The 24,904-nt window shown below is 31.4% G+C and carries 17 protein-coding genes; 6 read left to right on the top strand and 11 right to left on the bottom strand.

Features of this window, described 5'->3' with window-relative positions:
* Positions 1 to 8: 8 nt before the first annotated feature.
* Positions 9 to 131 carry a hypothetical protein gene (locus Q7C23_RS04025; protein WP_375031290.1) on the bottom strand — a complete coding sequence of 41 codons (123 nt, stop codon included), beginning with the start codon at positions 129 to 131 and terminating at the stop codon, positions 9 to 11.
* Positions 132 to 301: 170 nt separating this feature from the next.
* Here Q7C23_RS04025 and Q7C23_RS04030 point away from each other — a divergent pair, with 170 nt between their 5' ends.
* Entirely contained in the window at positions 302 to 685 is a 384-nt protein-coding gene (locus Q7C23_RS04030; protein ID WP_375031291.1) for a helix-turn-helix domain-containing protein, read from the top strand.
* A gap of 152 nt (positions 686 to 837) precedes the next feature.
* Here Q7C23_RS04030 and Q7C23_RS04035 read toward each other — a convergent pair whose 3' ends face one another.
* Positions 838 to 1,530 (bottom strand): hypothetical protein, encoded by a 693-nt coding sequence (locus Q7C23_RS04035; protein ID WP_375031292.1) that lies wholly within the window; start codon positions 1,528 to 1,530, stop codon positions 838 to 840.
* Between the two features lie 707 nt (positions 1,531 to 2,237).
* On the opposite strand from Q7C23_RS04035, the gene mobC reads away from it, so the two are divergent.
* From mobC to Q7C23_RS04060, 5 genes are all read left to right on the top strand, one after another.
* Complete coding sequence (mobC, locus tag Q7C23_RS04040; protein WP_375031293.1) at positions 2,238 to 2,633, top strand: plasmid mobilization relaxosome protein MobC; 396 nt, start codon at positions 2,238 to 2,240, stop codon at positions 2,631 to 2,633.
* On the top strand, positions 2,618 to 3,862 hold the full coding sequence (locus Q7C23_RS04045) for a relaxase/mobilization nuclease domain-containing protein (protein WP_375031294.1): 1,245 nt from the start codon (positions 2,618 to 2,620) through the stop codon (positions 3,860 to 3,862). The genes mobC and Q7C23_RS04045 overlap by 16 nt, the downstream gene beginning before the upstream one ends.
* A 243-nt stretch (positions 3,863 to 4,105) precedes the next feature.
* Positions 4,106 to 5,536: a hypothetical protein gene (locus Q7C23_RS04050; protein ID WP_375031295.1), complete on the top strand. Its 1,431-nt coding sequence runs from the start codon at positions 4,106 to 4,108 to the stop codon at positions 5,534 to 5,536.
* The gene (locus Q7C23_RS04055; protein ID WP_375031296.1) at positions 5,526 to 5,861 is read left to right on the top strand and encodes a DUF4325 domain-containing protein; all 336 of its coding nucleotides are present in this window, start codon (positions 5,526 to 5,528) and stop codon (positions 5,859 to 5,861) included. Before Q7C23_RS04050 ends, Q7C23_RS04055 begins: the two co-directional genes overlap by 11 nt.
* Before the next feature lie 64 nt (positions 5,862 to 5,925).
* Positions 5,926 to 6,444 (top strand): hypothetical protein, encoded by a 519-nt coding sequence (locus Q7C23_RS04060; RefSeq protein ID WP_375031297.1) that lies wholly within the window; start codon positions 5,926 to 5,928, stop codon positions 6,442 to 6,444.
* A gap of 40 nt (positions 6,445 to 6,484) precedes the next feature.
* Here the strand turns inward: Q7C23_RS04060 and Q7C23_RS04065 are convergent, their stop codons facing one another.
* From Q7C23_RS04065 to Q7C23_RS04105, 9 genes are all read right to left on the bottom strand, one after another.
* On the bottom strand, positions 6,485 to 7,120 hold the full coding sequence (locus Q7C23_RS04065; RefSeq protein ID WP_375031298.1) for a hypothetical protein: 636 nt from the start codon (positions 7,118 to 7,120) through the stop codon (positions 6,485 to 6,487).
* On the bottom strand, positions 7,111 to 8,595 hold the full coding sequence (locus Q7C23_RS04070) for a transglycosylase domain-containing protein (protein WP_375031299.1): 1,485 nt from the start codon (positions 8,593 to 8,595) through the stop codon (positions 7,111 to 7,113). Before Q7C23_RS04070 ends, Q7C23_RS04065 begins: the two co-directional genes overlap by 10 nt.
* 959 nt (positions 8,596 to 9,554) lie before the next feature.
* Positions 9,555 to 10,058, bottom strand: coding sequence for a hypothetical protein (locus tag Q7C23_RS04075; RefSeq protein WP_375031300.1), 504 nt, complete (start codon positions 10,056 to 10,058; stop codon positions 9,555 to 9,557).
* A 1-nt stretch (position 10,059) separates the two neighbouring features.
* Positions 10,060 to 13,539: a DUF6443 domain-containing protein gene (locus tag Q7C23_RS04080; RefSeq protein ID WP_375031301.1), complete on the bottom strand. Its 3,480-nt coding sequence runs from the start codon at positions 13,537 to 13,539 to the stop codon at positions 10,060 to 10,062.
* Between the two features lie 9 nt (positions 13,540 to 13,548).
* Positions 13,549 to 17,532 (bottom strand): DUF5977 domain-containing protein, encoded by a 3,984-nt coding sequence (locus Q7C23_RS04085; protein ID WP_375031302.1) that lies wholly within the window; start codon positions 17,530 to 17,532, stop codon positions 13,549 to 13,551.
* A gap of 7 nt (positions 17,533 to 17,539) precedes the next feature.
* The gene (locus tag Q7C23_RS04090) at positions 17,540 to 19,201 is read right to left on the bottom strand and encodes a T9SS type A sorting domain-containing protein (protein WP_375031303.1); all 1,662 of its coding nucleotides are present in this window, start codon (positions 19,199 to 19,201) and stop codon (positions 17,540 to 17,542) included.
* Between the two features lie 565 nt (positions 19,202 to 19,766).
* A complete protein-coding gene (locus Q7C23_RS04095) occupies positions 19,767 to 20,414 on the bottom strand; it encodes a hypothetical protein (RefSeq protein ID WP_375031304.1) in 648 nt (215 codons plus the stop codon).
* A gap of 458 nt (positions 20,415 to 20,872) precedes the next feature.
* Positions 20,873 to 22,216: an SWIM zinc finger family protein gene (locus tag Q7C23_RS04100; protein WP_375031305.1), complete on the bottom strand. Its 1,344-nt coding sequence runs from the start codon at positions 22,214 to 22,216 to the stop codon at positions 20,873 to 20,875.
* Positions 22,216 to 24,882, bottom strand: a complete 2,667-nt coding sequence (locus Q7C23_RS04105) for a DUF6493 family protein (RefSeq protein ID WP_375031306.1) — start codon at positions 24,880 to 24,882, stop codon at positions 22,216 to 22,218. Before Q7C23_RS04105 ends, Q7C23_RS04100 begins: the two co-directional genes overlap by 1 nt.
* Positions 24,883 to 24,904 lie beyond the last annotated feature (22 nt).

The raw sequence follows: 24,904 nt of genomic DNA on the forward strand, positions 1-24,904 counted from the left end.
TTATTCCGTTAAAGATTCAACCTGATCATTTTTAGTTTCATTTTTGCCGAAACAATAAACAGCAGATTTCTTAACATGGTCTTTATTACTTCCATCAATTCTTTTTGCTGTGAAAATTCAATTGCATTCATAATTTTAAGTTTTTAATTAATACTTGTCTGAAAAATTGTATTTTTGTTTAATACACAGCAAGTAAGCAATTGATTGTACCGTACCGAACTAAAGGAAATTGTATAATACTAATGCCCCTTGTGTTTTACCAGAACATAAAAATTTAAGGAATTTTAAATATCTTTGAACCATGAGCACAGCTACGAAACCAAAACATATTGGAAGAAATATAAGCCGAATCAGAGAACTTAAAGGAATGAAGCAGGAAGCTTTAGCGATTGCTATCGGAATAAGTCAGCAGTCTGTTTCAAACATTGAAGCAAGCGAAATTGTCGATGAAGAAAAACTTATAGAGGTTGCAAAGGCTCTTGGTGTAACTACAGAGGCAATTAAAAATTTTTCTGAAGAAAATGTAATTAATTATTTTAACACCTTTAATGACAGTCAAGGTAATTTTGGGAGCAATAACTGTACCTTCAACCCACTTGACAAAGTGGTTGAGTTATACGAACGTTTAGTTCAAGCAGAAAAAGACAAAGTTGAATATTTGGAAAAACTACTAAAAGAGAAATAAGCTTTTATAAAACATATATTAATTCAAACAAAAAGAGACTCAAAAGTCTCTTTTTTAATATATGCGCCGAATTTTAATTAAATATTTAATGCTATGTATTAATTTTAAAAATCTAAAGTTGGAAGTGTAGTAGCATATCAAACAATTACTTCTTAGAAATTTAATTTTACCTTTATTGATGACTCTTTGTTTACCCAGTTTTCAAGAGTATTTAATAAATTTTCAATCTTATATGTAAACTGTTCTAATGTAAAACTTTCCTCATTATGGTTTCCTGGCATCCGCCAATCTTCTAGTTCAAATTCTGTTTCATTTTCAAATGACATAAAAGCGAAGTTCTCTTTTTTATTACTAAAGGTTGAAGTCAAAACTTGGTAATTGAAGATTTCAAGTTCTTCTTTAATACTTATTGGAAATAATGGATGATTAATAAGTTCATAAAGCCTTTTAATTTTTTCATCAGATGAGAAATAATTTGATTTAACCAATACGGTTCGTTGCAAATCAGTTTGACTTCTAAATAAATATAAATTTTTAGAAATACTTCCACTCATTTCAATATGAACTTTATCATTTTTGATAAAGTAAATTTGAATTTTTAATTTTTTAATCTCCTCTAAATATTCAAGAATTATATCTGATTGCTTATCAAGTATTTTTTTACTTGTGCCAAATCTATCATACAATAGGTAGGCAATGTAAATCGAAATAAAGACCTGAGATACATTTATTAGTTCCACAATCAATGTCACTTTTTCATCAACTAAATTATCATGAACTATTAAAATGGAAATAAATGCAATAATTAGTGAAACAAGGAAGATAAATAAAAAAAACTTTTTCATGCTCAAATATATTGATTTTTTCGAGTTACAAATATAATCGTACCTATTCTATGTTGATTTTTTTCTACACAACTAATCAATTCTTAACAAAAAATAAAAAGTAAGCCAAGGTAGGACATCGGCAATAAAGTGCGCATAATGTCAGCCTCGTTCCTCGACTTGCCACCCTTCGGGACTTATAGCACTTCCTTTGCCTATTGTCCAATATGAGAGTGCTTTCTTTTTTTCTTTTTTTTCTTTTGAAATGTATTTTTGTTTAAAGTTCATGAGTAAAATTTACCTATGATGCTTAAAATATTTTTCACTTTCTTAACTTTGTCTTGACTTAAATACACAACCTAAAAATACAATTCCAAAATAATAACAATCAATAGCTATCATGTTCAAAATATAGCCATGATAGAATACTAATATTCTTATTGCTTAAATTTGTAATTGGCTTAAAAAAGATTTCTAAATTAAATTCAAATCTTCTAAAACTACAAAACATCGAGCAATATACAGCCTCAACTTAATCCAAAATATTTATTAAAAACTGACTTTTCTAAAAGTCTTTAAAGATATTTAAAATCTCGAAGATTGCCACGTTCCTGCAATCGGCAAGATGAACGGTTGTTTAACAACCGCCTATCTTGCCACCTATTACCTCGGAACTCGGTGGTGGAGACACTAGAAAGAAAAGAGTTTGAAAACAATGAAAATGAAAGATGATGAAAAGAGAAAATTCAAACAGAACACGAATCGTAGGACTGCGATTGACTCCTTTGGAGTATACCGAACTGGAAAAAAGATTTAGAGCAAGTACCTGTCGAAAATTAAGTGACCATATAAGAAAGAACTTATTTAACAAACCCATTGTAACTACATACAGGAATGCTTCTTTTGATGATTACATCGAAGAAACAATGACTCTAAACAACGAGTTTAATTCAATAGGAAATAACATCAACCAGATTGCCAAAAAGATGAATTCTTTTAAGACTATATCCGAATTTAAGACACAGGTATTCTGGTTTGAAGTGGATAAAAAAAAGCTATTCGAAAAAATGGAGGAAATTAAAATACACTCTCAAAAATTCTCAGAGCAATGGTTGCAATTATAAAAACCAGTAATTCAGTACAGCGAATTTTAAACTACAATGAGATAAAAGTAAAAGAAGGAAAGGCAGAATGCATAAATGCTATTAATTTCCCTCTGGAACTCGACAGGCTTAATTTTACTTTAAAACTCAATCGCTTTAAAAAACAGGCTTCGCTTAACGAAAACGTTAAGCGAAATGCTGTACATATATCATTAAATTTCGATCCTTCGGAAAACCATTCCAAAGAGAAGCTTAATGAAATAGCGAAGGTTTACATGGAAAAAATCGGATTCGGAAAACAACCATATCTAATTTATCAGCACTATGACGCAGGACATCCTCATTTGCATGTGATTACAAATAATATTCAAAGAGACGGAAAAAGGATTGATCTTCATTTACTTGGAATCAAAAAATCAGAACCTGCAAGGAAAGAAATCGAAGAAACCTTTGGGCTTGTAAAAGCAGGAGGAAAAAAAATAAAGGAACAATTTTCTTTACAGCCAATTGCAAACCGTAAAGTAGAATATGGAAAAGCAGAGTCCAAAAAAGCTATCAATGGAGTTTTAAACAAAGTTTTATTTGAATATAAATATTCAAGCCTTCCAGAACTCAATGCCGTTTTAAACCAATATAATATTCATGCAGATAGAGGAACTGAAGAATCGAGAATTTTTAAAAACAAAGGATTGCTTTATAAGATACTTGATAAAGATTCCAAACCAGTTGGAGTACCAATTAAGGCAAGTGACTTCTACAGCAAGCCTACTTTAAAATTTCTGGAAGAAAGATTTAAGATCAATGAGGCAAAAAAAGAATCACAAAAAAGTCATGTAAAAAATGCTATAAGAATAGCTTTCCAAGATGGAAAGATCAAATCTCCTGAGAAATTAGCACAGAAACTCGAAAGTGAGGGCATTCATTTGGTATTAAGAAAAAGTAAAGATGAACAGCTTTATGGAATTACCTATGTAGATCACAAAACACAATGTGTTTTTAATGGAAGTGCACTGGGAAAAGAGTTCAGCGCAAAAGGAATTTTAGAACACTGTAAGCAGAATTTTTCTTATAAGGAAAAACATTACCAGATATCCATTTCAAATCCTTTTGAAAACACAAGAAATTTAGAATTAGAAAATAATTTAAAAACTAATACGATTGACATTTTATTTCGTTCTGAAAATACTGGTGATTATGTGCCAAAACAAATTAAACGAAAGAATAAGAGAAAAATTAGGAGAAGGATTTAAATAACTATTAGGTGTTGAGATATACTTTCAGCCTTGACTTCAATTTTTGGTATCATATTTAGATTATTATATAAAGCAAATTTTATATAAAAATTTATCCTATAAAATAAAATATTATCAACAAACCCTTACTCTAATAAAAAATGTTTTATAAAATACTCTAATCGTAGTCATCTTTTGTTGATTATTTGAGATTAATAACATTATTTTTCAGTATAATTGTACTAATAATAGCGAAATTTAATGGGAGTCAAAAATCAAGAAATTTATAGTTCAAAAAAAGGCTGGATTTCGTTCTTAAAAAAGAATAAAAGGAATAAAAAAATCAAACGAAGAAAAGCTGGTTATAATTTATACAAAAGAAACATAAAAAAACATGCAATCGGCAGTGATCGTAATTACAAGTCCTACAGCCGAAGCTCCAACTGGAGAGGGGTAAAAACTCCGAAAAAGCCAGTATATTCAGAAAAAATAAAATATTTACTTTCAATTCCTGAATTATTTTCAAAAGAAAAACTATCTACAAACGACAATGGTAATCTTATGATTCCAAAATGTTTTTCATTGATCGAAAATTCGAAAGAAAGTTTTGATTTTTTAAAAAAGCTTCTACTAGCCCTTCATACTAATAAATTCAAGAAAATAACTTTAGATTACTCAACTTGTGAAAGAATAGATGTAGATGCCTCTATTTGTATGGATATAATTCTAGCTGAATTTATCATATATTTTAAAAGTTGTGTACGTCTGGGTTTTGGAAATGAAATTTCCATAAAAAGTATTGAACCAATAAATTTTGAAGATAAAGAAAACATTAAAAAAGTTTTATTTTCCATTGGAGCATATAGAAACATAACAGGTTTTAAAGTTGATTATCCTGATATAATTGGATTACCAGTTATAGTAAATGATCACAAAGCAGATAATGTTTGGTCAAAAAGTGAATTAGATTTAACAAATATTGTTGAATATATAAAAGAATGTCTTGGAAGATTAAATAGAGAATTAACCATTGATGCTGAAAATGAGTTTTACAAAGTTATTGGCGAAATAATGAGTAATGCCCTTGAACATAGTTCGACTGATTTTAGTTATGCAATTGGCTTTTTCCAAGAAACTCTAAATGATGATGAACATTTTGGAATATTTAATTTTTCAATATTTAATTTAGGAGACACTATCTACCAAACGTTTAAGAATGAAAATTGCCTAAACAAGACTGCTGTTTCTGAAATGAATGCTCTTTCTGAGAATTTTACAAATAATGGCCTCTTCAAGCGAGCATCATTTGAAGAAGAAACCTTATGGACACTTTATGCACTACAAGAAGGGATCACCTGTAAACCGAAGAAAAGAGGTAATGGCTCAATTCAGTATATTGAGAATTTTTTCAAGTTAAAAGGAGATATGACGAAAGACAACATATCTTTTATGACTATAGTTTCTGGTAACACGAGAATTATCTTTGATGGAACTTATCAAGTAATTAAAAAGACAAAAGAAGACAGCAATAGAAAGTACAAATTCATAACTTTCAATGAATCAGGGGACATAAATGACAAACCTAACAAAAAATACGTTAACTTTGCACCCAATTTCTTCCCAGGAACTTTGATTTCTGCAAGAATTTTGATTAAATTTGATAATACAAATAAAAATACGGATGAAAACTAATATTTATAAAATAGATCTACAAAGCTACAGGACTGCTGGAGCTAAAGTATTTACTACTCGTCCAAGAGGTATTGAAGTAAGAAATAATTCTAGAATTGATATTGTAGAAACTGAATATGAAAAAATAGAAATCACCATTCCTAATGATATTGCATCAATAAATCCTTCTTTTTTAGAAGAATTTTTTGAAAATGTAGTAACTAAATTAGGAGAATCTGGTTTTTATCAAAAATTTTCATTCGTTAATGAAGGGCGATACAAGATTGCTAATGACTTAAATGAGGCAATTGAGCGTATTTTAAGAAACGAAAGTGCGCTTGCATAATTTTTTTATAATCTGTTGCGAAAGCACTAATAATTCCCAACAATCTGATTTTTCTCTTTCAGATATGGCAGATTGGGCACAAGTCCTTATAGCGTTAGTAAATCTTATATTAGCGGGCTATTTGTTATTGTACCAAAGAAAGAAAGACATTATTTCTGATAACAATACAGCACTACTAAATGAGCAAAATATAAAACTTCAATGGTTTAAAGAGTTAGTGGTTCAACCTAATATGAACGAAATTATTAACTTTTACGTGAATTTAAACACAATCTATTCTCAAATCAATTCTAATGAATTGAGTGACAACGAAAAACAGGACATCAATGAATTTGTAAAATTAGAATTATCGAAGTTGAGAAAATCATTCGTGGACGTTTTGTTTTTAATTGATAAGAGTTTTGCAGACCAACTTATGTCAAATTTAGATGAACTAATTGACGGGATAACAAATGCCATTTTTGACGATTCCTTAAAATTGAAAGATTTAATTGTATTTGAAAAAAATATCGGAACTAAAATATCTATTTCAAAAAACAAAATAATAGCTCAATTATACAATTACAAAGGTTTGATTTTATAATTTTTGACTCATGTAAAACGGCCACTAGAATAACAAAACTTTACTGGCGTTTAAACCAGTTATTGATTAGATAGACAATACCTAATGCTACTATTAGAACTAAAACATTACCAATGATTGTAGTATGAACTAAAGAATAAATAAACAAATACACAATACCAATAGACAATATCATTGTTATAATATAATGAGCTGTAAGTATTAAAATCCCAACTAATCTTCTTAATGGATTATAATTTGAAAATTTTCTATAGAAAATTATTTCATCTTGTATTTTTGAAATTTGCAAATACAAATCTGCGTCAATTTCTTTAATTGTTTTTATCAACAGGGTCTCATCAGTTTTCAGATCTATTGATATTTTTAAAATCGCAGAATATGTTTCTTTGTTCAAATATCCCGCACGACCATCTTTCAATAAAATTTCTTGAATTTGATTCTTGAACTCTTCACTTTCCTTTTCACCTGGAAAATAAGCTATAAAATTAAGCCTAGTTTTAATTTCAGTTAAAATTTCGATTCGTTTATCAGTATATTTTTGAAAAGTCACTTTTGATTCTGTAATTGGATTCTCAATCAGACTTTTTAATAACCAAGTAAGAAAAGCTATCAATGTTGTGCCACAAAAAATGACTAAATTCGGATTTGCACCTTTTATTATTGAAATTATATCCATTTATAATTTGTTTTAGAACTGAAATATGAAGAAAAGTTTCGTCTAATTTCTTTGAAGAAACTTCCTTCTTTAGAATAATCCGCTACGGCATTTTCATTTCGCAAGATAACAAATGTCGTTTCAGGATTCCCCAGCACGGCAAATCTCTCTTTATTATCATTGGTAGTTCCTGTTTTTAAAAACGCATTCTCAATATCTAATTTAAGTTTATTACGAAATATTTTATTTAAAACAGTTAGACATTCCAACTTAGAATCAGTAATATTATGTTTTGAAAAAAACATTGAATATGCTAATCCTAATTCATATATAGAAATACCTTTTTTGGTAGCACCTAGGATACTGGAAGGAAAGAAATCTGATTGTTCACGATTAAACAGATCTGACAAGAAAATTAAAGTTTTTTGGACTCCAATTTTTGAAACAGCATTAATAAAAGAATTATTATTTGAATAAAATAACGCCTCCTCTAAATCTAGCATAGCTTTATACTTCTCAACTTCTCTAACTTCCCATTTAAGAGAATTACTAAATGCTGAAAATTTTTCATTTACAGACACGCCATTATCTCTTAGATAGCAAAACAAAAAAGGTTTTAATGTTGATCCTACATTTGATTTAGAAATAAACGGGTAATCTGTCCCATAGCTACTACCAAAAGCAATAACTTCATTTTTATTAAATGCTATTATTGAAACAGGATATTTGGAATTAGCAATGTAGTTACTTACAAAACTTTGTGTATCAATATCTATAGTTGAAATTAACTTCTTTCCTTTTTCATCTACTCGATTAACAATAAAAGGAGCTACAACATTTCTCAAAACATTTAATTTGTTGCTACTAGGCTTTATTTCTGAGTTTATATTTTTTCGATGTCTATTTTTAGAAATTAAATTCTTATCAAGTAATTCCTTACTCAAGAAATTGTATCTTTTTTTGCTTCTTTCAAGATTATTTATGTAATAATTTGGGCCCCGTAAGATAGTTAGTAAAAAAAGCCATTCTTGATTTGATAAAGCTTTTATGTCTTTTCCAAAGTAATAAAGTCCCGCTGATCTAAAACCTCGTAAATTTTTACCAAAATAAACATTTTCGAAATAAAGATTCAAAATTTCATCTTTAGTAAAATTTTGCTCAAATTCTAATGCTTTTAGTGTTTCTCTTACTTTGCGAACAAAAGTTTTCTCATTATTTCCGAGAGTATTCCTTGCCAATTGTTGAGTTATTGTACTTCCTCCTTGAGTGATTTTTCCTGCCATTACATTTTCAAATATTGCTCTTATAATGGCTTTGTAATCAATTCCTCTATGATTTAAAAACCTACGATCTTCAATTTGAATTAAATAACTCTTAATATTACTAGGGTAATGTTCAGAAATTGCCTTACATTCATAATTTTCAGAAATAACTCCGTATGGATATTCTAATCCATTTTTTTTGTAATAAACAGCATATCCCGAATAATCTTTCATATGCCAATGTTATATTGTAATGTACATGTTTGCAAAAAAGAAAAGTGTTTCATTAACTAGTTGTTTTTTTTTGAAATTACTACAAAACTTTAAAATTGCTAATATAGGATTTATATTACTACAATTTGTTAATTTAAAATGTAAATAATCCAAGAAATGCAGTTTTAAAAACGACTTTATTTTCTATCCAAAAGCTTCCATTTCTAATTCTAAAATTATAAATACTGGAAGTTTCTTTGCGTACCCAATGTTAATTTTTCCCTTATAAACGTTTTTCTATAATAAATCATTTAAAATTTTTAAGTTATTCAATAAAGGTTTGAATTCTTTGCCATCAAGCTTACTATTAAAAATCAAAGTCTGTAAAGTATACACTTTATGGGCTTTTTACAGTTCGAACTCTGTCAAGGATTTTCAATTTATAAAATGCAATATTATTAACTAACTATTTTATAAAAATCTTCAACAAGATGGTTAGATAATTGAATGCTTCCCGCTAGTAAGTAAATACTTTGCAAAATGTTGCGTTGTTCTTAAAAAGATATTCTATGATATCTTCTTAGTAGCCTTTGATTTTTGTAGTAGCGGGAACCGGACTCTAACCAGTAAGTTTATTTAATATTTAGTTTTACAGTTTTCAACACTGTTATCTCTTTACATCCTAGACAATTTATATCATCACTAACTCTGGAACACGAGGTAACATTTTTACTCATTTTAGTTCTTTTAAAGCAATATTAAAACAAAAAAGATGAGCATTACTGCTCATCTTCAAATTACTTTTTGCTAATATTTATTCTATTTCAATATGTTACAAAGTTCGAATCTCATATCACTAACTCTGAAACACTACCTATTTTTTGCTAATAATAATTCTATTCCAACATGTTAGAAATTAAAAATTTCATATCACTAACTCTGAAACACTACCCTTTTCCTTTGTATTGAATTATTTATAATTACTTATTCTTCAACAATTCACCTTTACTATTGTATAACAATAAGCTTTTTCTAGCTTTTGTATAACCCCTACTTGCTGATTTTTCTAAATATTTGATGGCTAAATTTCGAGTCTCTGCATCTAATACATTTAAATCTTCAATTGTCTCTTCATCATTACCACTTATATAACTATTAGTACGATACAAATCGTTATATACATCATAATACGCTTGAGCATATTGATATTTGTTTGCCATTATCAACGACACACGCAAATAATCAGACCTGTGACCGCTTAATGCATAAATCATAGATAGTTCCTTATAGGCTAATGTATCACCTTTCTTTACTATTTTATCCATTAAACTATCAACCTTCTTTTTATCATTAAAATAATCTTGATAAACTCCTAAAGTTGATTTCGAATTATCTTCAATCTTAGGCTTTACCTCTTTATTATCTTTACAATTACAAAAGATAAAACTAACAATAGCCAAAATTATTAAATTTGTTGCTTTCATATTAAAACAATTTACCAGATGCCCTATATGTGCTATATAGCATCCTACTGATTTCTTTTCCATTTTGATAAACTACTCTGTAACCTTTATTATCATTATATTTGATATTTGAACTTGCTCCATTAATTACAGACTTCCCACTTGCATCATTTCCATACATAACAAAACCATCAAATGCAACAACTGTTGCGTTTGGATGAGCTTTTGATATTTTTTTTGCCATAGATTTATTTCCGGAGCCTCCCTGACATATAAAAAGATTTATTGTAAAAGCCCCAAATCCGCCTTCTATTTGTTTTTTATATGCAGGACTTACCTTTGACATTCTTGTATCAAAATCTTGCGCATTATCAATAAAAGGACCACCCGTTTTATAATCAGCAAAAAAACCTTCTCCTTCTCCATCAACTCCTCCATGACCAAAGACGTCAAAAATCCCATCTCCATTTTGGTAATTTTCTGGTTTATTTTTTTCATCAAATGTTCCAGCGAAATTAGAATGATCACGTGCGAAAAAATTGACTGGTGGTTCACTACCATCATTTGACGCTTCATCGCTTTTATTTTCACTTCCGTTACTATTTAAACCAATACTACCCATGGCATCGCTAAAAGAAACAGTTTTATCACCATCATTATATACTCCTTTATTTCCTTTGTTATGTTCTTCCCAATTATACGTCGCTTGCATTCCATCAGGATCAATAAAAAAGACAGGATTATTAAGTGCGTATGTATAAGGACTAAATCTTCTGGATGTTTCAGCCAAAGGATCAATATTCATCCAGCGACCAATCGCTGGGTCATAATTACGTGCCCCAAAGTCATAAAACCCAAGCCCCAGCTCATCTTGCAATTCTTTTCCATTATACTTATATTTATTGGTATTCGCTGCATAATCATTATACCCCTTATGTTTTAATCCAAAAGGATAATAATTATTCTCTTCGATAATTTCAAGAGCTTGTGTCGTTGGGTTTTTAGCGTAACTTAAACGTATGTTACCCAAATGATCTTTATACTGAAACACGTATGAAAGTACGCCGGCTGTATTTTTCACATAACCTTCAGCTGTCGGGAAAAACTCCAGTACATTGTTTTTGTACTGAAAACCTCCCAAATAATTTGTACTCGTTGTAACGGTTCCTATCGTTACAATTTTTTCTAGTTTCTGTCCTGCAGCGTTGTAAATATAATCAATGGTTCCTGTTGTTCCAAATGTAATTTTCTTTGGTAAATTTAACTGATTATAAGTAATAGCGGTAATATTTTTGTTTTTATCGGTGATCATATTGCCGTACAGATCATAGGTATAATCATCTCCTGTTTTATTCACATCGTTAAAACCGCTGGTATTATTGGTATTGTCTGTCACGTTGCCCAACTTATTGGAGTTTGTGGGATAAGTATACGCCAAATTATCAATCTCGATTATACCTGCCTGAGGGTCGACATCTCCTTTTCTTACTAAAGATATGATATTTCCATTTTTGTCATAGGTCAGATTTTCGTCATAAGCGTTTGTGGTCAGGCCGCTTTTTTCATAAACCGCATTTTTTAAACGGTTCAGGTTGTCGTATTTGTATCCATAGGCACGCTCAATATTGTCTGATCCTGTCCTCCACAATGTTTCTGAGATGTTACCATTATAAAGCCCAGTAACTCCGCTAATTCCTGCCTCAATTGTGTTATAATTGATCTTGAAGGCAAAAAGATCTTTAGCATCAGAGCCCTGCTGCAAGTTAACTGTTTTGTTAATCTCGGTAAGCCAGCCTCTGATATTATAATTAAAATCTACTTTCTGCAGAGGAGCTCCTGTACTGTTGCCTACATTTTTACTCATCAGCTGTCCTAATGCATCATAGGTATTGGCGGCCATGAGCTGTATAGCACCTCCATTAATTTGATGGGTATGGGTCAGTAAACGATCCTGAGGCGAATAGGTAAATACTTCTTTTACTGTAAGTTCTGTGTCTGAAGCAGTACGTTTATGCCTACTGATCGTATACATTGTTTTCCCCAAAAAATCAAGACTACTGTCAGTAGAGGTATAACCTCCTAAATGGTTTTGCGTATAATTTCGTATTGGTCTTGCCTTTCCGTCATAAAATATAGCACTGGTTTCCCCTGCTATTGAAGTGGGTGTAGAAACAGCTCTGGTCCAGCTTCCTGTTGCCAAGGTTTTTACGTTCACCAATACACTTTGAGATTCTACTGTCGTTGGTACTGCCGGAGCATTAGGAAAAGTATAATTATCATAATAAGTTACTGTCAACAGCTTGAAACTCGTTGGTGTAATGGCATTACTATAATAAGCAGCAATTCCGTCGATAGTACCGGATGTTTGTTTGGTTTCAAATAACGTCGCTGCTGCATTTTGAGTAGTCTGCAAAGAGTATCTTGCTGCTGAACTTACCGCCTGACTGCTCCAGCCAGTTAAAATGGGACGGTTAAAAGCATCATATTTCGTAATAAGCCAGCCCACAGCAGTATCATCTTTAAAAGGTGATAATGCCGGACCCGTTGCTACGGGGCGGTCTAATTTATCGTAGACAATAAATTCCCAGTCCTTACCTGGCAATTTTTTCTCTACAAGGCGATTGCGGTAATCGTATTTGTACTGGTAACATAAATTGTTTAAAATTTCAGGGGTGATCGTCCCCTCAGCTTTTGGGGGCAATACATAAGTTAAATTTCCATAAATATCATAAACATAATAGGTATCGTGTTTAACACCTCCATCATAGGTTCTCTTAAGAACAACCTGTCCTTCTTTATTTTTAAACTCTACTGTCGAACCACTGCTTTCTGTTGGGGTTGCAATAGTGTTTTCATCATAGGTTACCGTTTTATAAAGCTGATTGACAGCATAATTTGTTCCCGAATCAGTAAATCCTATTTCGTATAATCCTGATCCAGCAGTCCAGGTTGTTGTAGCCTTGTATAATTTTACTTCGGTTGCTGTATTGGTCTGGTAATCCATCTTAATTTCATGACCGCCACCCATTGCCCAGGAAGCTCCCGGCGCAGCTTGTTTTAAAACTCGATTTATTGGAGCGGGTTCTAAACTTTTTTCCGAAAAATAATTAGAGGTGTTATTGTATTTTGCCGTATTGTAAGTGCTATTTAAGGAAGCCAATGAAGACGCAATCGCGATTCTAGGATACGCAATTGTAGCATTAGCTAACGGATAGGGCAGATACTCTTTTATTTGTCTTCCGTAACTGTCATATTCCATTGGGGTAATGATATCTTCGCCATTTCCTCCCTGCCCTGCTGCTACTTTTTGTACAGGACGTCCCAGTCCGTCAAAATAAGTGATGCTTTGACTGACATCATCCTTTGACAACGAGGTTAGGTTAGGCACCTGAATGCCTCTTTTTGGAACAGCGGTATAGATAAAATTATCATCGCTGAAAGTTTGGCTCTTTATACTTATACTGATAAATAACAAAGCAAAGATTAAAATATATTTTTTCATGTCAGGGCTTTAAAATGATACAATTTCTGCATTGCTTAACGCAGGAACTGCAACGGTAAATGTCTTTGATGTTTCTCCATTTAATAATTCAAGAACTACAGTCTTGTAATTGGTAGGATTTGTCGCAGTGTCATACACAATTTCTATATTAAATGTATGTCCAGTGTGGTTTGAAGAAGAGGCCGTTAAGGTCACAAACATCTTTTTTAGCAGTATATCCTGAACCCCTACAGCATTAAATGTAACACCTGTACAAGTTCCGTTAGCATTGGCATAGGCCTGACCGTCTAAATTAAATTTAGTAAGTCCTTTTGCATCAGCATCGGCCTGCGAAATAGTAGAAGTAACTGCTCCTGCCCCCTGACTATAGGTAACACTTGAAGCAATCATTCCCCCAGCACAATTGTTTCTGGTAAAGGAACCGCTTCTGGCGATACTGCTATACACCACCACATTTGCCAAAATATTACAATCGATCACCTGCCCCTTATAATTGTAGCAATATTTTTGAGCCACATTCAAATCTTTGTCAATAATATGTTTTAATCGGTTTGAGGTATCGTACTCATAATAGGTTGGAATTCCTTTTGAGTCTGTAATACTGGTCACGCCAATAAGCGGATTGTAGGTATAGGTACTGATCATGAATTGTGGAAAAGAAGTCCTTAAAGTGGTCAGCGCTTTTCTTAGAAGCTCTTCCTTGCAGTTCGCGGCAGGCATACAATTATCATTGTCCGCATTAGATAAATTTTGCAGATTTAGCACGCTGGCCTCTATTGCGCTGTATGCTGCATTTTCTACCTTGGCAATAGGCTGTGTTTTATTATATCCCCAGATAATAGAAACAGGCATACCGCTTTCTGTAGTATACTGGAGTAAATTTCCTTTATCATCATATTTGTCATACGTAATTTTCTTCTCAAGGTTGCCTACACCAGTTATCAAAGGAAAGGTATTAGGAAACTTTGCACTGTATGTAATTTTAGGTAGCAGCAGATTGCTTGTCGCGGCACTATTATCGTAAACCATTAGCTGTTCTGATAACTTTGTATTATTATTTGTGGTATTAAAAGTTTGTGTCTGTAATGGAGGCTGTAGTGTATTGCTGGCAATAAGCTGGCTTCTGAAGGGCTGACTGGCCATTTCAGCATCAGGTGCGTAAAAAAACTTACTCTGAAGGGTTTCTCCCTTTGAATTCGTTGAAGTCTGAGAGCTCAGCAGACGGTGACTTGGAGACGTATAATAATATTTGGTCGTATTCACTACGGGATTTCCCTTAAAGTATTCTGTTTCTATTGTCTCTGTTTTAGCGCGGACAGTACAGTGGTTGAAATATTTCTCTATTTTAAGCTTGGCTCTTATATTACAAATTAGTGTATTGCAGCCTACATACTCAACATTATTAGTAACATGCTCTAAATCCATAGCACTGAAATGAGTATCTGTCTTAATCCCGGTTGCTACATTATAGTTAAAAAAAGAAACATCACTTACTACTTCATATTTGGTTTTGATCGATTTAGCAGGAACATAAATACCACCCTGAAAGTTATAAATAATCGTTTCTTCCAGTTTTCCGTCATGCCAGCCCACAGGATTAGAACGCGTAGTATTATCCAAATATAATCTGTGAACGATTACCGGCTGGTCTGCTGTACCATCGTTTACATAATATCTATTTTCCGTTGCATTTTTATTGGCTAAAATAGCCGATACTGTCTCATAATTTATCCTGTTTCCTCGGGAAGCGAGCCCGCCAAGATAATTATTTGTCCCAAAAGTTATTACATTTTTGCAATCAACAAGTGTCCATGTCGATCTTCCCTCAGGGAAGCATTTTTGTGATACGCAATCATCAAACCATGGAGAATAAAAATAATTGTGATGCAATGAAGTTCTGCCTGATGTTAAATCAGTAACTTTATTATATACATAATCAGTCTTGTTGTACATGACACCATTAGCATCGTAATCAGCAATTGATTGTACACGTGCACCGCCGTAGTTCACAACAGTAGGTTCTTGTACATAATATGAATTGTATTCTACAATTATGTTTCCTCTTACGTCATCAAAATTTGTTGATACGCCATAGGTTACCGAATACTGCTGGCCGGAAACGGTGCCAATTGGAAGAAAAATTGAGCCATTATGGTCTGCCCCGTTTTCAACATAAACTGTTTCATTGGATAAAAAATGCTCATTAAAATCGTTGACTTTAGAATATAAAATTACCCCTGTTGTTACATTTTTAATGGTAAGACTATGCCTGTCATGCAAGAAATCAATATCATTTGTACTGCAGGAATTCGCTACTGCCTGAGCTAAAATAGATATAGGAGATCCGTTAGCTGTAAAAGTCAGGGTTCTTGAAGCCAAGTCTTCTGCAACGGTCTGGCAAAGCGTTTTGCGAACATCAAGAGACTGCATGGTTACCTTTTTTACATTAAGAGTCTCCAGATTTAAATTGTTTTGATAATTGATCACTGAATAACCTTTGGTTGGATAAGTAATTTTACTGAGAACTCCGTATAATGATTTTACGGGATCAATGCTTCTATCTGCTTTGTCAATTAAACCAAGAAACTTATTCTTCATCCAAGATTTACTTGGATTGTCTGGTTGACCATCATAATTTACATTTAAAAGAGAAGCCACTGTATTTCCATTGCTATAGCCATAAATATCCTGGCTGTAAGAAGTCCTTGGACTGATTCCGTTTATAGTATTATAATCAAATTGCTGTATTGAATTATTTTTATAGATAATTTTTTGAAGAAATGCTCTCTTTTTATTCTCTAAAGTATTGGTATTCGGTACATTTAATGAGTTATTAAGCGAATACACATATTCAAAATTGATTTTGTCCACATCCTGAAAACCATCATTTACAATCATTTCACTGAGCAGATGTCCGGCATAATAGTCGGCTCGCTGCGTTAAATAATTAAATTTCACCTTTGAAGTTCCAAAATCGATCTGCGTCAATACTTTAGCATTGCTTGTCGTGAAATTAGTCAGACAGTCTGATATTATTCCAGCAGGGGGGCATCCTGGGCTATCTTCCTGCACATTGTAAACCACCATTTGTGAATAATCAAAAGGATAATATTTAAAAATGGTTTTATATGTAAATTTAACCACCTGGCCGTTAGATTCAATCTCTTTTAAATGCCAGCTTGTAGGTATGGGTTCCATATAATTTTTGGCACAGTCTCCTGCTATTTCAGAGCTTTCCACAAACTCAGCACTTCCGCCAAACGTATATTTCAGACCATCAGGTGTTATAAAAGTGAATTTAAGGTAATTATAGGCGCCAATTACCACTTTCTCGAAAGAGGCTTTTATTTCATTTTCATCTGTATCCAAATAAATTTGATTGTTTTCAATATAAAAGCTCCCGCTATGCCCATTAAAATTAAAACTGAAAGCATCCTGCTCGGTATCAAGTTTGTTATAATACTGCCCTCCTGCATTATTATATATCGTATTCCACAGGTCCATGGCTTTCTGTTTTATATTGGTTAAATAATACGCATCTGTATAGTTGCCTCCAATAATTTCATCAATGACCGCAGTTTCCGGCCTGTATTTTACTGTTGCCGCAAACTCATCCGGCTGGTCTTTAACTACTCTGGTAATCATACCTCCCGCCATCAGGTTCCAACCCATACCGGCAATACCGGCAATGTCATTTACCTTTACTCCATCGGTATAATAATTCAGGGAAACAGGCACGTTTATTCCTGCATGTTTTATGGAATATAATGGGGCAGTGTATGCAAAACCTCCATTATTATTACTCATTTCCAAACCTCCGTATTTGGTAAAATTATAATTATCCATTGAAGGCGGAAGAACATTAGGTTTTTCTGGCTGTGCTACAGCAAGAAATGTATTTAACACAAAAACCAGCATTAATACTGTTTTTGAATGAACACTTAATTTATTTATTCCAAAACGCTGACTTATTGATTTTATATATGGATGCATACTGCTTTTAATTAACTGATTTGATAACTTTAACCGATTCTGTTTTTACATCGGTTTTGATATTGATAATGTAGATTCCTTCTGAATATTTGCTTAAATCTACCGGCACTGTTCTGCTTGAAATACTGAATTCCTGCAGAACCCGGCCGGTCATATCAACTAAAGTGGCGGTTCCTTCTTTAAAATCATAACCAATAATTACATTGGTATATGATTTTACCGGATTAGGAATAGCCTCTATACTGGCTTTGATTTTCTCCACTTTTGTTTTGTCTTTTAATTTAACCACCCAAAAATCATTGCTTCCTACATTAGAGTTTTTGTCTTTTGAAGAATTTGAATTAGAAGTTCCCGCCATCAAATATCCGCCGTCCCGCGTTTCAATTAATTTTCGAAGAATGTCTTCTCCGCTGCTTCCAACAGTTTTATTCCAGAGTTCTTCTCCTTTGTCATCGATTTTAAGGGCTATGTAATCGTTAACACCGTCTTTATCGGGATTTACTCCAACAGCTTTAGCAACAGTATTTGCCACAGAACGGTTTGCTTCTGTTTTCGCATAACCTCCAATTAAAAAGGTATGATCTGCATTTTCAACCAAAGAAGTCAGAATATCTACTTTTCCAAAATCGTAGGTTTTACTCCAGTCGACACTTCCTGCACGGTCTATTTTCAGAATCCAAAAATCAGTTCCATTGCTGACTATACCGCCTTGTGGAGTTAATGCATTTGTACTGCTTGAATTCCCTCCAATAATGAAACCTTCATCAGAAGTCTGATGAACTACATAAGGCTGATCATCACCATCCGCACCATAAGTGTTTTGCCATTGAATTTCACCTGTATCATTTATTTTTACGATCCAGTAGTCTCCAGCCCCTTTATTGTTGTCTGTTTTTTCTCCAGAAATTGGAGAATTAGAATAACCTGCTAAAATATATCCATTGTCAAGAGTCTGCTCCATGCTTCGCAGCAAATCGGAATATTGTCCTCCATAGGTCTTTTGCCATTCGATACTACCCTCTTTACTTAGTTTGACCACCCAATAATCCATATTACCTCTGCTTTTTTCTGATTTATTAAATAAATCTGCTTTGGTAGTGGCAGTTGATTTTCCTTCTGGTTTAGTATTTGAAACTGCTGGAGGATTAGAACTTGAAGAACCTCCTAAAATATAGCCACCATCTTTAGTTTGGAAAGCACATAAGAGTTCGTCCTGGCCATTTCCCCCAATAGTTCTCTGCCACTGTTCTTCACCTGAAGCATCTAGTTTTATGACCCAGAAATCCGTTATCCCTTTGCAGTTTTCTCCTTTTTGAGAACCGCTTTCTGAACTTGATGTCCCTGCTAAAATAAAACCTCCGTCTTTGGTGCCCTTAATGCTTTGAAGCAGATCAAAACCATTTCCGCCAATGCTTTTCTGCCAGTCGAGTTCTCCTTTTTCATTCATTTTCCAGATCCAATAATCCAGATCTCCATGATTATCCTCTGTTTTACTTCCGGTTTTATCAGACACAGAACTCCCTGCCAATATAAATCCATAATCGGCAGTGGGCTGGGCATCAAACAAATAATCTGCATGGGTTCCTCCATATGATTTTTCCCAAAGGATGTCCTGGGAATAAGTAAATGATGATAAGAAAAAGGGAATTAGCAAGTAAAGTTTTTTCATGCGCAATTTTGGTAATGATTTTGTTAAAAATAATTTGTGTGCAAATCTAAGTTAGACAATTGTTAAAATTTTACGGGAAACCTCATTTTTAAAATTTACTACTCCACCATCCCAATAAACATGCGGTTTTTTTTTAAATAATTATAGAAATAAAAAAACCATCAAAATCAAAATTGATATTGATGGTTTTATTTTTTTTTTTAAGTGACAATTATATACTCACAATTTTTAAATCATGGATAAAATGGTTCGAGAATTGTCCCGTTAGGGCTACAAGATTAAAGCAAAAGCCTGAGAAATCTAGATTTCTCAGGCTTTTTTTGTGATTCAAAAAATCTTGTTTAATTTAAAAAAAGATCACAAACTATAAGTATTTTCAAGGAAAATTGGTTCGAGTCCCGTTTAGTTCTTTTGGAGTCCAATTTTGCACCCAACGTCCCGGTACTGCAGTGGATTTCGAACTAAATTAATCCTATTCGGATTTGCCAAATCTTCCAAAATACAAAACCAGCTTTCCATTAAGCCTATTGCCTAAATCTGTTGTAATAGCTGTTAGCATTCGCATTTAAGACATTCCCGTTACTTTAACCTCTTCAACAATCCATTTTTTATTTTTTTTACTAATAAAAACTAAATAATACCAACCACATTTTGTCCCACAGGCATAACTAACTGCTAAAACTCCTTTTTGAAAATTTTTTGAAAATTGAATTCTTGAAAATGTTAATGCGCCTGCAAATTCAAAATCATATTTAGTTTCCCAAATTTTATATTTATCTCCTTTTGGAAATTTAGATTCATATTTAAAAATATACTTTGCATTTGGAAATTTCTCTAAGTTTATTTTAAATTTTTCAACATCTTTTGAATCGTCGTATGCAAATTCTGAATTTTTGAAATGATCTATGATTTCTTTTTTGTTTCCTTCCCAAATTGGCCAAGTAAAATCACCAATTGCAAAAACTAATTTACAAGTATCTTTTTCAAATTTAGCTTTTCTTTTTTCAAAGTCCATTCCTGGAAGCCATGTCAAATAAACTCTTCCGTCTTTATGTGTAGAATCAACAACTTCTAAAAAAACTTCGTCAAATACTTTTTTCTCAAAGTTTAAACGAGTGTCAGTCTTTTTAATCGTTGAAACATTTTCTTTCTGTCCACAATTATAAAGTGGAATAAAGATTAAAATGATAAATATGATTTTTAATAGTTTCATTTGATATGAATGCTAACTTATTTATATGTGTGACAAATTTCACACATTAGTTATTTTTAAATATATAATTTTTCCACTACAAATTGTCAAAAGGAATTTAAATTTGATTGATGCTTTTTTGGCAGTTATATGAGTGGCTATGCAAGCAAAAAGCAGAGAAAAAATTAAGATGCGCATGCTAAAATACTGTAATAATCCAAGATAATCTGGTTAGATAATTGAATGCTTCCCGCTACTAAAAAAAAATTAAAGCCAAGAAATCTAGATTTCTCGGTTTTTTTTATGGTTCGATAAATTTTGCCTCAGTTTCTGGAAAATTTAAAAGCCTGCGTCTTCAAGGGGATTTGGTTCGAGTCCCTTTAGGGTAATCATCCTAAATAAAGTCAATTACACATATATCAAATAGACTTACTAAGGTTCAATTTAGCACTTCTGCCCTTATTTTTCCTTTTTACTTTCTATTCATGTCTAATTTTTACTGCTAGAATATGTTTACAAAGTCCTCTGTTGTTTTCGTTGGTAGTGTACCAATTACAAGTACATTGATAGATATCATTATTTTTAATGACCGTATGGTAAATATCAGTAGAACCTTTTACAATTGCTTTAATAAAAGTTTCTGTTTTTTCTAAAATTTTTATCTCATCACTTTCAACTATTTTTTTAGCATTTTTTAATCTAGGGTTAAAATTTAATAGTCTTTCAAGTTTGAATGGAAGTCTCCTGTAAAAATAGTTGTTATCAAATAAATTATACCCAAGTAAACCAATACCTGATAAATTTGATTGTAAATTATTCATTACTCTTAAATCAATTCCATTTTCAACTGAAATTAATGTAGGATTGAATACTTCATTTGTCTTAAAATAATTATCCATCCCATTTATTAGGTTTGATGAAATTGAATTTGTCAAATCTTCTAAAAGCTTTCCTTCTCCTGAAAATCCTCTATAAACACTATTTGAAAACAAATATGTCATTTGAATATCTTTGAAGTTTAAAATTAAGGCAAAGCTTTGTTGTGTTTTATGTCTGTAAATAAATAGACTGTCTACTGACGAAATTAATTTTTGTATTAAATTTAGTCTGTGAATTCCGCCGACTTTTATACTATTTTGCCTCTCTATTGGTGAAAAAGTATAATTGGCACCCGCTTTTGTTAGATAATATTCTGATTTTGTTGGTGTATTAGGAAGTGTTTTAAATAATTGTAACGCTTCGAATTTGGTCAATTGAAAAGCAAGTTCCATTTCGGATAAAAATACTTGTACATTTCCTAAACCTTTAATCCATCTATTGGGTAATGTTACTTTCTTTTCGATGGTTTTATGTTTTTCTGTAATTACGTGTACTTCTTTCGAACCGATACCTATTAGTAATTTTTCAGATTGCTGCACATTATTAAAAGCCCTTATTGTTTGATTATTAAAATCAATATTTGTAGTACCAGAATGCAAAAAATCTCCATCAATACCGTTCTTTAAAATATTAACTCTAGCATATACACTATTACAAGAAGAAAACGCTTCAAAATGAATTTCTCCTGCGCCAACAGAAACTATTGGATCTCTTAATTTTGCTATTTGACCAGGTGTTAATGCAAAATGAGAGTTGACTGTGTTTGCTAACACACTTAAACATCTAGATGCTAAAAATGAATTAATAATATTTCCATAAAAAAAGCAAGGCTTATTGTTATCTTCATCAATTTCAGTATTATGTGAGAACGAAAAAATTTTATTATTCTCTTCTTGAAGAAAGTGGGATGGGTTTTTATATTGATAAATAAATTCTGTTTCCATTATTTCTTTATTTCTATTATTTTCTCTTCTACTTCCTCTTCAATATTTAATTTTAAATCATTTTGTAATTCTTTATAATATTGAACAACTTTTTTACTATTAGTAGGTAGATTTTGTTTATCAAAGTTTTTTATACAATTAGATAAAACAAGAAATTGAAAATGTTTAGTTCCTTTTGAATGATTAGGTTTATCTAAATACTCAATCAATCGGTTTATTGGTGCAAATTTTTCGTTTATCAACTTACTTAAAATTTTTGCAAAATCATCTAAATTTTCATTTCTAGTAATTGCTAAATTAATATACTCTGATGCAAGATCTCGTGAAATTTTCTTCTCAAAAAGCAAACATACTGCTACATATAGCCAACCACTATGATATATAAGAAGTTGATGTTCTAAAATAAATTGCATTGGATACAAACATTCTTCAAATCCACTCACTTCATTTCCTGTAGCTGTATCTGGTATATATCTACAAAGTAGTGCATCAATATAATTGGGATTTAATGACAATTGGTTTCCTATATCAACCCTACTTGCTTTTTCTATCGAGGCAGTATTGTAAAATATTGTTTCTTGCCTTATTGCTTTTTCTTTATTATACCAAGTATAATTCCAGTTATTATCTAGAATTAATCTATACCAAGTAGCATATTTATTAGCATCTTTTTCAATATTAAAACTAATATTAAATGGATAAACAACAGAAGGATAGTTTGATGCTTTGGATTTTTGAAATTCAGAAAAATTTCCATTAGGGTTTTTAATTCTAGTTATTTGTGTCCAAAGTGGTAATGTTTCATTGGTAAAATTAATTTTGTCAGATATTCCAAAAAAGTATCCTATAGCATCAGAATAATAGCCTTTTAGGTTTTTTAAATCTTTACTGTAATCACCATCCAATTCTGTTATTAATATTCTATTACAAGCAACAACTAAATCTTCCAAATCAACTTTTGTATTACTATTTTCATATTGCAATAATCTTTCTAATAAAATTTTCGGATGCACAAAAAATGGTTCATGAGTTGGTGTTGATATAAAGGGCAATGTATTTTTATCCTTTAATTTCAAAAGTGTCATTTTTGCCTTTTTGCCTAAAAATGGAATGTATTTGAAATCCATCTTTGATAATACTTTATCATCTTTAATTGTCCAGCTCTCAAGAAATAATGTAAATGCAGTCAGCGTATCACTTTCATGAATTTTATTAAAAAGAGATTTTGTATATGGTTTTATCTGTTTTATATAGTCAGATGGAATCTTAGATTGAAGTTGAATAATACCTTCAAAAAACAGCTCTATGTCTATTGTTGATTTTGTTCTGATGCAAGTCCCTATTTGAAATAAAAGCTCGTCCCAATTAGTAATTGGTGCAATTTCTTTAATTGATTTCTTCTCAGCAATTACGTTATCAAAATTTTCAGAAGTGAGGTTGTCAACTTTTAAAATATCTTTTGCTACTTTTTTTAGATTTGATAAAAATGGAGATACTATTTTTACTAAGTCTTTATCATCAAAATAATTTACTAAAATTTTGGCTACCTTCTCTTGGATCTTTGTATCAGATTGTATAAAAAGCAAGCATAGTTCTTCTCTGTAATCAATGGCAATTTTAAATGAATTAGTTAACACGCTTTCAATAATTTCCAAAACTACTAAAATCGATTTGACAGTTTTGTCATTAGTAAATATAATCGGAACATTTTCTATAAATAATGAAGTGTCAAATTCCTTATTTGTGTATATAGTTTTAATGTTTAAGATAACATAGTTTATTAAACTAGTTTGTCCAGTTCCTAATACCGAAAATAGTGTAGATTGGTTTGCTATTAATTCTTCTTTCGTCGGATGAAACAATTCCAATAATCTAATATGCCAATCTAAATGTGGTTTCTTCCAATTATTTAGTAATGATTCCAAGAGGTACGTTACTATACTTCTATTAGTAAAAGCATTGTTTTTAATTAATATTTTGAAAACTTCAGTCCAATAAACATTTGCTTTTGCACTTAACCCATTAGAATAATCTATTGAGTTTGCTTTAATTAAATCTAGAATTGGAATTTCATATTTATAAAATTTACAAAAAACTTTATTTATCAATTCAGTATGTGCCAATAAAAATTCAGCATCGTCAAAATGGTTATTGTCAAAACCTTGTAAATTAAATAAGCTTCTAACAAAAAATTCTTCATCAAATTCAACCCAATTATTTTCATAAAATTTCCAAAGTACTTTAAAGTTGATGTTCCTGAATCGTTCTTTTGATAGGTCTTTAATTACTTTGTTCAGATAATTAGGTGGAAAGAGTTTATAGAAGTTAACAAGTGACTCAAAATTACTAGTTGAAATATAGCTGTAATATGGACTTGAAGTATAGAATTCATGTTTGGTTTCTATTTTTTTTAATTCCTCATAATTTCTTATACAGGTTATTAAAAAGTAATTTAAACAAGCATCTATCTGTTGCCTATTTTCATAAAAATCATTTCTTTCCTGACCAGTTAATTTTGAACCCTCCTTTTTTAAAATATCCCTGTCAATATCTAGCCCTTTCAATAAAGAAATAGTAGAAAAACGATCCTCTTCTGTCAAAGTTTTTGAGAAATTCAGAATCTCGTTCCAGTTTTTGCTTTTAATTAGATTTATGATTCTTTCCATATTTTTTAAGGGTGTCGTTTTA

Source organism: Flavobacterium sp. LAR06 (assembly GCF_041946075.1).
Taxonomy (GTDB): domain Bacteria; phylum Bacteroidota; class Bacteroidia; order Flavobacteriales; family Flavobacteriaceae; genus Flavobacterium.